This is a genomic window from Pseudomonas sp. 5P_5.1_Bac1, from assembly GCF_025466015.1.
Taxonomy (GTDB): Bacteria; Pseudomonadota; Gammaproteobacteria; order Pseudomonadales; family Pseudomonadaceae; genus Aquipseudomonas.
In genome coordinates this window covers 34,186-46,978 of the sequence record NZ_JANLNX010000070.1, presented here as the reverse complement: position 1 = coordinate 46,978, position 12,793 = coordinate 34,186, and the positions used below count along the sequence as shown (strand labels likewise).

Here is a 12,793-nt window from a genome sequence, read left to right as displayed (position 1 = left end):
CATCAGTGGTCATTAATAGTCGACATGCTTGTCATCGATTGGGCTCATGCCGGGCTGCTTGCCGTACACTGGCACACAGCCACAATTTACGGTGCAGGGTAACAGCCTTTGCTCGTAAGATTCACCCCTTGCCCCGAACCGCCAGCGAAGCGAAGCCGATGAACCGTAACGACCTGCGCCGCGTCGATCTCAATCTGCTGATCGTCTTCGAGACCCTGATGCACGAACGCAGCGTCACCCGGGCTGCGGAAAAACTCTTCCTCGGCCAGCCGGCGATCAGCGCCGCGCTGTCGCGGCTGCGTACCCTGTTCGATGACCCGCTGTTCGTCCGCACCGGACGTGCCATGGAGCCTTCGGCGCGGGCAACGGAGATCTTCGCCCTGCTCTCGCCGGCGCTGGACTCCATCTCCACCGCCGTCAGCCGCGCTGCCGACTTCGATCCGGCGACCAGCACCAACGTGTTCCGCATCGGCCTGTCGGACGACGCCGAATTCGCCCTGCTGCCACTGCTGCTCAAGCGCGTCCGTGCCGAGGCGCCGGGCGTCGTGCTGGTGGTGCGCCGGGTGAATTACCTGTTGATGCCGACCCTGCTCGCCTCCGGCGAAATCTCCGTCGGCGTCAGCTACACCGCCGACCTGCCGGCCAACGCCAAACGCAAGGTGCTGCGACGCAGCAAGCCGAAACTGCTGCGGGCCGACAGCGTGCCCGGCTCGCTGAGCCTTGATGATTTCTGCAAACGGCCCCATGCACTGGTGTCCTTCGCCGGCGACCTCAGCGGCTTCATCGATGAAGAACTGCAAAAGCTTGGCCGCGAACGCCACGTGGTGTTGGCGGTGCCACAGTTCAATGGCCTGGGCAGCCTGCTTACCGGCACCGACATCGTCGCCACCGTCCCCGACTACACCGCCGACATCCTCACCGCCGCCGGCGGCCTGCGCGCCGAAGAACTGCCGCTGGAGGCGCGGACCTTCGAACTGCATATGGCCTGGCGCGGGGCGCAGGACAATGATCCGGGGGAGAAGTGGTTGCGGTCGAGGATTCAGATGTTCTTCGGGGACCCGGATAGCTTGTAACAGACTTCCACTGAATTCCAAAAAATCCATTAAAACAGTATGTTAGCCAAACAATTCGTCCACTACCGTCCGTCACATTCCAGTAGTGTCCAGAGGTCTTGGGGGTATCGTTGGGGGTACAAGTCGACCTTATAAAAAACGGTACCCCCATACTATGCCGCCCGATACTGCACCGGCGTTCCGGCGAAAACTCAGCGATGCCTTCCTCCGCACGGTAACCGAATCGGGAAATATGCCGACGGCGAAGTGCCAGGACTGTTTCTGCAGGTCAAGGCCTCCCTTAAAGCGGGTAAGCCGGCCTCGAAGTACTGGCGGATGAAATACCGCCTACACGGCAAAGAGAATGTCTTCGCGATAGGCCGCTATCCCGATATCGGTTTGAAGGACGCGCGCGTAAGATAGGCCGCTATCCCGATATCGGTTTGAAGGACGCGCGCGTAATCGCCCGTGCAGCGCGGCGGGACGTCGCCAACCAAATCGCTCCGCTCAAGGCTAAAATCGCTAAAATCGAGGCACAGTTGCTCAACGAAGAGCGCACCTTCGAGTACGTGGCGGCGCAGTGGCTGGCCTTCAAAACTCCTGATCTGGTGAGCAAATCGCTCGTCGGCTTTCGCGGCGCCCTGAACAACCACATCCTGCCCACGATCGGCCGCATCCCCGTCGGTGAGATCAAGCTCGAGCACATCACAGGCATCATCACTGAACTGCGCCAGCGCCGCATCATGGCCATGGCCAAGCGCGTGCGCACCATCATCCGCGCCGTGCTTGGCTTCGCTGAAGGGCGTGGTTGGGTGGAGCATAACGTGGCACTGAGCAACACCGAGGAGCTCAAAATCCGCCATGTGATAGTCAGCAATCCGGCGATCGAGCGACCGGCCGACCTGGGTCGGTTTCTACTGCGTCTGGATGAGCTCGACCCAAGCAGCATTCCCACCGCAATGCGCCTGCTGCTGATGCTGCCGGTTCGCCCGGGCGAGTTGGTCAAGATGCGCTGGGAAGATGTTGATCTGATCAGCGCCGACTGGCGTTATGTGGTCAGCAAGACCCGTCATCTGGACAAGAGCAAGCACATCGTGCCGTTGCCGGAGCAGGCGCTCGAGCTGCTGCGCGAGCTGCACAAACGCCGCGTGGTGGATGAGGCCGGCAACGGCTGGGTTCTTGTCTCGCCAATCTACCCTGGGCGGCCGATCAACCCGACCTCCATACTCAAGTCATTTCAACGAATGTGGCCGGAATACAACATCACCGCCCACGGCTTTCGCGCCACCTACCGCACCATCGCCCACGAGCATTTGGGGATCGATCCGATTGTGCTCGAGTTGTCGTTGTCTCACCGTATGCCAGGCGCGCTGGGCGCAGTATATGCGCGCGCAACTGCTGGCGCAGCGGCGGGAGGCAGCCCAACAGTGGGTCGATTACCTGGATCAATTGCGCAAGAACGCTGCGTTGGATACATCAGAGTAAGCACCAACAACCTTTGCTCTACCGTTTCATGGAGAACTGCCTGGCACGTTCGCTTTTGGCTTGGCCGTTTGCGGCACTCCGCCAACGTCCGCAAAGTGCCTATAGCAGCCCCAACCTGCAGATGGATATGGATGCTACCGCTCCCATCATCTACAAACTTGACCAGGCTGGTTTTCCGCACTATCGAGCATACTGAACACTGGGTAGCGGGCTGAGAATGTAGAGGTTGGGGCCGTGACCGGCTTGCTCAAGTTAAACCTGAGCCTCAGCTCTGTCAGCTTTGGGTCGCCGGTAGTTGGCCGAGTAGCCAAGCCGCTATGGCTGATCGGCGCCGCGTGGAGAGCTAAATCACAAATGGAGTGCCGACCCGTTCAGCACAGCACCATCTACTGAAGGAACGCGCACACGCAGTGCAATCAGCAGCGCGGCCAGCAGCATCAGCACGGCCGCCGCCACGAATACGCCTGCGCTGCCACCGAGGCTGAACATTGCCCCACCAGCGGCAGCGCCCGTGGCGATGGCCGACTGTACAGACGCTACCACCATGCCCCCGGCGCTTTCCGCCTGGTCAGGAACCGCGCTGGCGACCCAGTTCGACCACGCTACCGGCACACCCCCAAAGGCCAGGCCCCAGACCGCCAGCAGAACGGCCTGCCCTGGCACCGACGCCGGCAACAGGACCAGCGCCAGTGCCGCAACGCCCACCAGCGCAGGCATCAACACCAGGGTGGCCAACGGGTGACGGGTAAGCATCCACCCGGCCACCAATGTGCCGACAAAGTTCGCCACACCAAAACCCAGCAACATCAACGACAGCCCCTGTGGGCCAATGCCGGTCGTACCTTCGAGGAATGGCCGAACATACGTGAACATCGCGAAGTGGCCGCTGTGCACCAGCACACAACCGAACATCCCCATTGCAATGCCTGGCCGCTGCAACACCTCAAGCACCGTGCGCAGGCGTGCCGGCTGACGCGGCGCAAGGCTCGGCAGCGTGAGTGACTGGAAAACCAGGGTCGCCACCCCCACCGCCGCCGCTGCAAAGAACGCGCTGCGCCAGCCATACAGCCCGCCCAGATAACTGCCCAGCGGGACCGCAACCACCGTCCCGATGGCGATGCCGCTGAAAATGATCGAGAGCGCTCGCGGCAACAAAGCCCCCGGCACCAGGCGCATCGCCACCGCCGCCGCCATGCTCCAAAACCCGCCAAGCGCGATGCCCAGCAAGATACGCATCAACAACAGCACCGCAAAACTGGAGGAAACGGCGACCAACAGATTGGAAGCGATCATCAACGTGGAAAAACCCAGCAACACCCAGCGCCGATCGATACTGCGAGTCAGGCCCGGCACCAACAGGCCGGCGAACAGCGCCACCACGGCTGTCACCGTGACCGCTTGGCCAGCCAGCGCTTCGGATACCCCCAACTCGGTCGCCATCGGCGTCAACAGGCTGGCCGGAAGGTACTCAGCGGTCAGCAAGCCAAACACGCCCATGGCCAACGAGAATACGGCCATCCACGCGGGGGTTGCAGGTTCTGCATCCGGCCCGGCGCCGGAACGGCTGTCGGGTACGGCATTGCATACAAGGTCAGTCATTGCACGGATCTCCCAATCTTCAAGTGCGACCCGCAGTCTAGGCGCGAGAATTCGGATGATCTATGATCGAAAAGCTCAACTTTTTGACCAAAACACCTGAACAATGCCGACAGACCCATTTGCCCTCTCTTCCGATCTCATCAACGAGCTGTTGCGCGGCATGCGCCTGCGCGGTGTCGAGTACCGGCGTATCCAGGCGGGCCCGGCCTTCGGCTTGGGCTTCGCTGCCAAACCCGGGCATGCCTGGTTCCATTTTCTGGCGGTCGGCAACACGGTGCTGCGCATGGAAGACGGGACAACCTATGCGCTGTCCGCCGGTAACGCCGTCTTCATCGCCCATGGCGCGGCCCATCAATTGCTCTCGCATACGCACGTGCCCGTGCAGGACATCGACCTTCTGGACGGTGAGCCTCTCGGCGACACCGTCAGCGCGGTGGACACCGGAACCGATGCCGGCCCCATGCCGGCCACGCTTTTGTTCAGTGGATGCATGGAATTCGAATTGGGCAGCCTCCATGGCCTCGGCAAGCTGATGCCGGGCCTGATGCTGATTGATGCCGGTGGCCAGCGTTACCCCGGGCTGGTGCCTATTCTCACCACCATGGAGCGCGAGGTCAGCGCCGCACGCGTCGGCTTCGCCGGTATCCTCGCGCGATTGGCCGACGTGGTCGCCGCGATGGTCGTTCGAGGTTGGGTCGAGTGCGCCTGCGGCAACGCCTCCGGCCTGGTTGCCGCCCTGCGCGATCCGCGGCTGGCAGGTGCGCTTCTAGCGCTGCATCAACAACCGGGCCGCGACTGGACCGTCGAGCAGTTGGCGGAGCAATGCAATACGTCCCGCTCGGTCTTTGCGGAGCGTTTTCAATTGACGATTGGCATGACCCCGCTGCGCTACGTCACCGAGGTGCGAATGCGGCTTGCCAGCCAATGGCTGACGCTGGAAAGGATGCCAATTGAAGAGGTCGCGCAGCGTTTGGGCTATACGTCTCAGGCGGCGTTCAGTCGGGCGTTCAAGCGTGTTACGGGCAAGACGCCTGGGTTGAGTCGGAGGTTGAGGCCGTCGGCTGCCACCTGAAGCTGAGTGGAATTATTAGTGGATGGGCCACAATGGGCGGCATTGGCATTATTCAAGGTAAACGAATGGCAACGGACGACGGCCAGCCAAGTGACGTCGAAGCCTTCACCCGCCAACTGGTTGACGGTGTCCAGCACCGCCTTGTGCTCCAACCGGCTGGAGATGATGTGTCGTCGCTGCCCTGCCGACGCGGCGATGCCCTTGAGGGCGAGGTTGTTGGATTCGGTTGCACCGGAGGTCCACACCACCGCCCCGGTGCCTTTATGGCGACCTAACCGTGCAGGAAGCGGTCAGTTTCGCGGTACAGCACATCGGCAGGGATCGCATGGTCTGCACCGGGTACTACAACCAGTCGGGCGCCCGGCAGGTGCTCGGCGATGATCTTCGATTGCACCGGATCGCAGATCCAGTCTTCAGCGCCGCAGATCACCAGCGCCGGGCATTTGACCCGAGCCAGTTGCTCAACCACATCAAACGCATGCCATACCTCGGGCTCGTACAGGTCGTTGTGCACTTTCGCCCGGTAGATGCCGGTGCGGCTGCGTTCGAGCAGGCCGTCCAGATCCGGGGCGACGCCGTCCGGCACATACATCGGCGCCAGGGCGAACATGATCAGGCGGAACTCTTCGTCGTCCACAAGCGTGGGCGTGAAGATTTTCTGCAACATGGCTTCGGTGGCCATCGGCGCTTTCTTCGCCGCCCGTGCCTTGAGGTTGGCGGTGGCCTCCACCTCGTGCCGATAGCTCGGCGCGGTGCCGCGCAGGATCAGGTGCGACAGGTGTTGCGGATACCGCACCGCATACGCCTGGGCAATAAAGCCGCCGAACGAGCCGCCCTGCAGGATCAGCTTGCGCCCGCCGCCGAGGGTCACGCGCAGTTGCTCGATGTCTTCGACAATCTGATCGAAGGTGAACGGCGGCGTCACGCTCGAATGGCCGTGGCCGCGCATGTCGAAGCCGATGACTTTGTAGCGGTCGCCAAACGCGGCGTGGGCGGCGAATACGCCGTCGTGCTGGCCTTGACCGCGACCGCCGTGGAGAACGATCAGTGGCTGTTCATTGGTTTCACCGGCGATCGAGTAGTTGAGGGTCGCGCCGTTGATGACGATGGATTGGTTACGCTTGATGTCCGGCATGTGCCTCGCCTTGCGGTTGTCGGGTTGGCCGGCACGCGCCAGCAGCGGCGCCAATGCGGCGCCCGCGGTGAGTGTGCCGAGGGTCTGGAGCACGGTTCTCCTGTGCATCGATGGTCCCTCAGAAGTTGTAGGCAAGGCGCGTGTACCAGTAGCCGCCACCAAAGCCGAACGGCGAGATGTAGCCGTATTGGCCCAGCCCGGTGCTGCTGGTGATGCCGTTCTTGTCGGGGACCACGTCGAACAGGTTGTTGGCCCCCACTTCCAGCGACACGCCGTTGCTGAAGTCGTAACCGACGTTCAGGTCGGTGATCCATTTGGCGCCGAAGGTACGGTCGGTGTCCTGGGTCGAGCCCGGCTGGGTCACTTCGCCAAAACGGGTCACCCGCAGGTTGCTGCGCCACTGGCCGACACGCCAGTCGGCACCGAGGATGATCTTGTCGCGCGGGTTGCCGCGCAGCAGGTAGCCCTGGGCCGAGTGGCCGAAAACGCCGCTGCCCGACGGCGTGGTGATGTCGTCCTTGATGCTTTCGATCTTGGTCTCGTTGTGGTTGAGCGCGGCGCTCCAGCGCACCTGGCCGAACTGGCCGTAGTCGGCGCGGTAGTCGGTCAGCAGGTCGACGCCACGGGTGCGGGTATCGACAGCGTTGGTGTAGAACTGCGCGCCGTTGAAATCACGCAGGCCGTAGGACTCCATCACCGCGACGACATCGCGGCCGGTGAGGATGTCGGACAGCACCAGGCGGTCGTCGATATTGATCTGGTAGACGTCCAGGGTGGTGGTCATCTGCGGCAGCGGCTGCCAGGTGAAACCGACGCTGAAGTTCTGCGATTTCTCCGGTTTCAGCGCCTTGGCGCCGAGTGCCTGGGCCACTTGCGAGTCAGGGGCCAGGTGCTTGTAGTAGTACTGGGTGTAGCCGTTGGTGGTGGCCTGGTAGGAACTCACCGAACTTTGCTGGTAGACACTCTGCGCCAGCGATGGCGCGCGGAAGCCGTTGCTCACGGTCGCGCGCAGGGCGAACTCGGGGGTGAAGTCGTAGCGGGTGGTCAGCTTGCCGTTAGTGGTGCTGCCGGCCGAGTCGTCATAGCGCTCGTGACGCAGGGCCACCGCGGTGTAGAGCTTGTCGGTGGGATAAAAGCCGACATCGACGTAGCCCGCGTAGACATTGCGGTCGGCCTGGCCGGCATCGTCAGGGCTGACGCCACGCACGCTCGACGAGGTGTTGGGCTCCTGACCGGCGAAGGGACCGCTGGTGTAGACGTAGTCGCCGCGCGCCCAGGACAGGTACTCGCCCTGCCCCAGTTTCCAGTCTTCGAAGCGGTGCTCGACGCCGAACGACACTTGGGTCGGCTTGGCCAGGCCGATGTCGAACGCTTGGGTGAAATCGAGGTTATTGACCCACTGCTTGAACGTCTGGCTGCCCATGTAGAACGTGGTCGGGCTCTCGGGGCCGAAGCTGGCGTTGAGGTTGCGTGAGGTGGTCAGGCGAATGTAGTCGCGGCTGTAGCTGGTACTCAGGTCGGTGTTCCAGCCGGCCAGTTCGCCACGGGCGCCGAACACCACCTGGAAGTCGTCCTCGTCCAGCGGCCGTTTGGCCGAGGCGCCATCCGGGTAGATCTCGGTGATGTTGCCGTTGGCGGTGGCCTGGCGGAAGTTGGCGTGCTTGTAGCCGTCGCGGTGGCTCAGGGTCGAGAACGAATACAGCGAAGTGACATCGGACAGCGGCAACTCGGCGTTGTAGGCGAAGTTGGTGATCTTGCTCTCGGGGTTGCCGTAGCCTTCGTTGACCACCTCGTAGGCCTTGGGCACACGGGTCACGCCATTGGCCGCGAAGCCTTCGCGGACCACCGGTTCGGCCCGGGTGAAGCGGTCCTGGTTGCGGTTTTCCAGGGCCAGGTGGACGAAGCCGTCGTTGGGCAGGGCAAAGCCGTGGCTGACGCTTTCCTGGCGGGTGGAGCCATCGCCCAGGTAGTTCTGGCCGTAGCTGGCCGAGGCCTGTCCGCCGCTGTCTTCCTGCTTGAGGATGATGTTGATCACCCCGGCGATGGCGTCCGAGCCGTATTGCGCGGCAGCGCCGTCCCGCAGGACTTCGATGCGTTCGATCAGGTTGGTCGGAATCAGGTCGAGGTCGGCCGGGGTCGAGCCGCTGCTGGTCCAGGAGCCGCTCTGCAGCAGGCCGCTGTTGTGGCGGCGCTTGCCGTTGACCAGAACCAGCACCTGGTCGGCGTTGAGCCCGCGCAGGCCGGCGGCGCGGATCACGCCGCTGGCACCGGCGCCGCTCATGGCCGGCAGGTTGTAGGACGGCAGCAGTGCGTTCAGGGTTTCCATCAGGCCGTCGCGGCCCACGGTCTTGAGCTGCGCGGCGGGGATCACGTCGATCGGTGCCGGGCTGCTGATGACGGTGCGCTGTTCGCCCCGGGTGCCGGTGACGGTCACGGTTTCCAGCGCCGGATCGGTGGCAGTGGCCGCCAGGGCGCTCTCGCTGAGCAGCCCGACGCTGGCGAAGATGCACAAGGCAAGCGGTGAGTAAGGATGAGGGGTGCGGCTAAATGTTGGCATCGTTATAGGGCATCCAGTGGTACTGAAGTGGATACCGCGTACCGTGGTCGGCTGACGGCGTGTGCGCCTCTGGCGCACGTTGGTTTTTGGGGTTTTGGGTTCGGCAAGGCGGAACGGGTCTGCTGCTCAGGTATCCAGTCCATAGATGTCGCGGGCGGCGGCGGGCGAGATCCGCTCTTCGCGCAGGTCCTGGAGCACCTTTTCCCGTGCGCGCTGCCTCGGGTCGCCGACACCGCCGCCACCGGAGGTGATCGCGGCCGCGGTCTGGCCCGGCTGCAAGGTGCCGGTGCGGTTGCGCAGCGCGGCGACGCCAGCGCCCAGTTCGATCCGCGAGGTGCTGCCCGGCAAGCCACCGACAAGGCCCCACGGTGGCACGCGGTTGTGTGGCCCGCCGAGGTTGACGGTGGCGACATGATCGACCGGCGAAACGACCCGGCGGATGGCCATGCCACCGCGAAATTCGCCGGCGCCGCCGGAGTCCTGGACCAGTTCGTAAGCGTGGATCATCAGCGGGTGCTCGCTCTCCAGCGCCTCGACCGGGATGTTCGCCGAGTTGGTGCCATGCACGTGCACGCCGTCGATACCGTCTTGGGCAAAGCGTGCGCCGAGGCCACCGCCCATGCTCTCGTTGTAGACATTGAACTGGCCAGTGCGCGGGTGAACGCCGCTCATGGTCAGCACCGTGACCCCGGTGGACCCGGCCAGCACCCGCTCGGGGATGGCCTGGGCCAGGGCCGCGAAGAGCATGTCGGTCAGGCGCTGGGCAATATCGTGACGGCTGTACACCGCCGCTGGCGGCGCGGCGTTGACGATCGAGCCATAAGGCGCGCTGATGCGGATCGGTCGATGCAGACCGGCGTTGGCCGGCGTGTCGCTGTCGATCAGGGTCTTGACCACGTAATACACCACCGCTCGCAGCACCGTGGCGACCATGTTCAGCCCCGAGCGGGTCTGCGGCGGGCAGCCGTCGAAATCGAAGAGGATCTCCTCCCCCGTCACTTCGATGGCCACTTTGAGGGTGAGGATGTCCGGCCACAGGCTGGTATCGAAGTCGTGCTCGAACACATAGCGGCCGTCCGGGATCGCGGCAATCCCGGCGCGGGTCTTGCGCTCGCTGTAGTCGAGCAGCAGCGTGCTGGCCTCGGCCACGGTGGCGGCGCCGTAGCGCTCGCAGAGTGCCTGGACCCGCTCCACGCCGAGTTTGTTCGAGGCCATCTGCGCGCTGAGGTCGTTGATACGCTCGTGCGGCACCTGGCAGTTGAGCAGAATCAGGTCGAGGACATCCTGCTGCACCTGGCGCTCGCGGTAGAGCTTGATCGGCGGGATGCGCAGGCCTTCCTGATAAATATGGGCATGCCCACGGTCGACGAAATCGGAGTGGTGCGCCAGGTTGGCGACCCAGGCGAACAGCCGGCCTTCGACGAACACCGGCTCCAGCAGGACGATGTCATTGAGGTGAGTGCCGCCGCCGGTGTGGGCATCGTTGCCGATGAACACATCACCGGCGCGCACCGCACTGAGGTCGGCGCGCTTGAGGGTTTCGGCGACGATGCCCAGCAGCGAGCCGAGGTGCAGCGGGATCTGCTCGGCTTGGGCGATGATCAGACCCTCGGTGTCGAAAATCGCCGCGGAGCAGTCGCGCCGCTCCTTGATGTTGGCCGAGTAGGCGGCGCGGATGATCGCCTCGCCCATCTGCTCGACGATGGTCGACAAGGCGCAGCCAATCACCTCGACGGTGATCGGATCGACCTTGCGGGCGACGGGGGTAACGGGCGGTGCGCTCATTCGCCTTGCTCCTCGATCAGGATGTTCAGATAGCGGTCCACCGTGGCCCGCTGGCCCTCCAGCACCAGGGTCGTGCTGTCCATCTGTTCGATGATCGCCGGCCCGTTGAGCGAGTGCCCGGCACCCAGCCGCTCGCGGTCATAAATCGGTGTGGCAACGAAGCCGCGAACCTGCGGATACCAGACCTCGCGCTGGCCCACCCGGGCCTCGGCGACGTCGCCCGAGGCCAATGGCTGCTCGACCAGCACCGCCTTGTCGACCTTGCCGGTCGCTTCGACGCGCATGGCGATCACATGGATCGGCTCGTTGGCGGCGTCGAAGCCGTAGATCTGCCGGTGCTCCAGTTCGAAGGCCTGGCGCACCCGCGCCAGCCAGTCCGCGGCAATCGGCCCCGGCGGGCTTTCGATCAACAGTTCATGGGCCTGACCGGCATAGCGCGCATCGACAAAGCGCTTGACCTGACGCGCCTCGACGGCGATCGCCTCCTGCTCGAACCAGTCGCTGGCCTGTTGCTCCAGGCCGTCGAAGCCCTGTTCCAACGCGGCGCCCCCGGCCTCGTCCAGGCGCAGCAGGCAGCCCTTGGCGAAATGGGTGCGGGCGTCGCTGAGCAACAGGCCCATGGCGCAGAGAATGCCCGGGTTGCGCGGCACCAGAACCCGGCGGATCTCCAGCTCGCGGGCCAGGCGCGCGGCGTGGAGCGGTCCGGCGCCGCCGAATGCCATCAGCACAAAGTCACGCGGGTCGTGGCCGCGCTCGATGGAAATCACCCGGATTGCCTTGGCCATGTTGGCCGTGACCACCGACAGAATGCCCTGGGCCGTTTCGAACAGGTCCATGCCCAGCGACTGCGCGAGGCGGTCGATGGCCTCGATGGCCTGGCCCCGGTTGATCGGCATGCGTCCGCCCAGCAGGTGCGTCGGGTTGAGCACCTGCAACACCACATTGGCGTCGGTGACGGTCGGCTCCAGGTTGCCCTGGCCGTAGCAGACCGGCCCCGGCCAGGCACCGGCGCTAGCCGGGCCGACCTTGAGCAGGCCGCCGGCATCGACCCGGGCGATGGAACCGCCACCGGCGCCAACGGCATGAATATCCAGTTGCGGCACTTTCAGCGGGTGACCGTGGACGCTAGCGCGGGTCGACAGCGACGCGGCGCCGTTGCGGGTCAGGGACACGTCGCTGGAGGTGCCGCCCATGTCGAAGGTGATGATGTCGCCGATCCCCGCAGCCCGCGACACTTCGACCGCGCCCATGACCCCGGCTGCCGGCCCGGACAGCACCGTCTTGACCGGGTACTGCGCGGCATGGCTGGCGGAGATGATGCCGCCGTTGCTCTGGGTCAGGCGCGGCGCCGCGGCAACGCCCAACGCGGCCAGCCGCGGTTGCAGGCGGCCCAGGTAATCGCGCATCACAGGGCCGAGGGCGGCGTTCACCAGGGTGGTGGAAAAGCGTTCGAACTCGCGGTACTCGGCCGCGACCTGATGCGAGGTGCTGACGAACACGTTCGGCAGGCGCTCTTCGAGGATCTTCGCGACCGTCGCTTCATGCTCCGGCGCCAGATGGGAAAACAGGAAGCCCACCGCCACCGCTTCCACACCCGCCGCCTCAAGTTGCGCGACGCGCTCCAGCACCTGACGCGGGTTCAGCGCCTTGGCCACCGAGCCGTCGAAACGCACCCGCTCGTCCAGCTCCAGGCGCAGGTCGCGGGAAGCCAGCGGGGTCACCTTGCGCACTTGCAGGTCGTACAGCGTCGGCCGGGTCTGGCGGCCAATTTCCACCACATCGCGAAAGCCCGCAGTGGTCAGCAAAGCGGTGCGCGCAGTGCGGCCTTCAATCAGGGCGTTGGTCGCGACCGTGGTGCCGTGGCCGACGTAGGCCACGTCGCCGGCGGGCTGGCCGCTCACCTGCAACACCTCGCGAATGCCGGCGACGATGGCCTCCGACGGGTCGGCGTTACTGCTGCTGATTTTCCAGACTTGCAGGGTGCCGCTGGCCGGATCGTAGAGGCAGATGTCGGTGAAGGTGCCGCCGGTGTCCACGCCTATTCGCAGGCCCCGGGCGGGTAGCGCGTTGCGCTTTTCAGTCATTCCCGCCTCTCCCGTTAAAATTCT

7 protein-coding genes and 2 pseudogenes are annotated in these 12,793 nt (G+C 64.4%); 3 read left to right on the top strand and 6 right to left on the bottom strand.

Going from position 1 to position 12,793, the window contains the following annotated elements; genetic code table 11:
- Positions 1 to 158 precede the first annotated feature (158 nt).
- A complete protein-coding gene (locus NTD82_RS15300) occupies positions 159 to 1,073 on the top strand; it encodes a LysR family transcriptional regulator (RefSeq protein ID WP_095155092.1) in 915 nt (304 codons plus the stop codon).
- A gap of 154 nt (positions 1,074 to 1,227) precedes the next feature.
- A pseudogene (locus NTD82_RS15295) lies at positions 1,228 to 2,537 on the top strand (tyrosine-type recombinase/integrase).
- Between the two features lie 348 nt (positions 2,538 to 2,885).
- Here the strand turns inward: NTD82_RS15295 and NTD82_RS15290 are convergent.
- Positions 2,886 to 4,136, bottom strand: a complete 1,251-nt coding sequence (locus NTD82_RS15290; protein WP_262129310.1) for an MFS transporter — start codon at positions 4,134 to 4,136, stop codon at positions 2,886 to 2,888.
- A 103-nt stretch (positions 4,137 to 4,239) separates the two neighbouring features.
- On the opposite strand from NTD82_RS15290, the gene NTD82_RS15285 reads away from it, so the two are divergent.
- A complete protein-coding gene (locus tag NTD82_RS15285; RefSeq protein ID WP_262129309.1) occupies positions 4,240 to 5,208 on the top strand; it encodes an AraC family transcriptional regulator in 969 nt (322 codons plus the stop codon).
- Here NTD82_RS15285 and NTD82_RS15280 read toward each other — a convergent pair.
- The 5 genes and pseudogenes from NTD82_RS15280 to NTD82_RS15260 all read right to left on the bottom strand — a co-directional run.
- Positions 5,121 to 5,462 (bottom strand): annotated as a pseudogene (locus NTD82_RS15280) (aminotransferase class V-fold PLP-dependent enzyme); the annotation flags it as partial. The gene NTD82_RS15285 and the pseudogene NTD82_RS15280 overlap by 88 nt on opposite strands.
- Positions 5,463 to 5,479: 17 nt before the next feature.
- On the bottom strand, positions 5,480 to 6,451 hold the full coding sequence (locus NTD82_RS15275; protein ID WP_095155095.1) for an alpha/beta fold hydrolase: 972 nt from the start codon (positions 6,449 to 6,451) through the stop codon (positions 5,480 to 5,482).
- Positions 6,452 to 6,461: 10 nt separating this feature from the next.
- Entirely contained in the window at positions 6,462 to 8,900 is a 2,439-nt protein-coding gene (locus NTD82_RS15270) for a TonB-dependent receptor plug domain-containing protein (RefSeq protein WP_262129308.1), read from the bottom strand.
- A gap of 126 nt (positions 8,901 to 9,026) precedes the next feature.
- Positions 9,027 to 10,685: a hydantoinase B/oxoprolinase family protein gene (locus NTD82_RS15265; RefSeq protein WP_095155097.1), complete on the bottom strand. Its 1,659-nt coding sequence runs from the start codon at positions 10,683 to 10,685 to the stop codon at positions 9,027 to 9,029.
- Entirely contained in the window at positions 10,682 to 12,769 is a 2,088-nt protein-coding gene (locus tag NTD82_RS15260; protein ID WP_262129307.1) for a hydantoinase/oxoprolinase family protein, read from the bottom strand. The genes NTD82_RS15265 and NTD82_RS15260 overlap by 4 nt, the downstream gene beginning before the upstream one ends.
- Between the last annotated feature and the right edge of the window lie 24 nt (positions 12,770 to 12,793).

What these genes read in the sequence shown, in the direction of transcription:
- NTD82_RS15290 (WP_262129310.1), bottom strand. Translation starts at nt 4,136, where the DNA reads ATGACTGACCTTGTATGCAATGCCGTACCCGACAGCCGTTCCGGCGCC.
- NTD82_RS15265 (WP_095155097.1), bottom strand. Translation starts at nt 10,685, where the DNA reads ATGAGCGCACCGCCCGTTACCCCCGTCGCCCGCAAGGTCGATCCGATC.
- NTD82_RS15270 (WP_262129308.1), bottom strand. Translation starts at nt 8,900, where the DNA reads ATGCCAACATTTAGCCGCACCCCTCATCCTTACTCACCGCTTGCCTTG.
- NTD82_RS15260 (WP_262129307.1), bottom strand. Translation starts at nt 12,769, where the DNA reads ATGACTGAAAAGCGCAACGCGCTACCCGCCCGGGGCCTGCGAATAGGC.
- NTD82_RS15300 (WP_095155092.1), top strand. Translation starts at nt 159, where the DNA reads ATGAACCGTAACGACCTGCGCCGCGTCGATCTCAATCTGCTGATCGTC.
- NTD82_RS15285 (WP_262129309.1), top strand. Translation starts at nt 4,240, where the DNA reads ATGCCGACAGACCCATTTGCCCTCTCTTCCGATCTCATCAACGAGCTG.
- NTD82_RS15275 (WP_095155095.1), bottom strand. Translation starts at nt 6,451, where the DNA reads ATGCACAGGAGAACCGTGCTCCAGACCCTCGGCACACTCACCGCGGGC.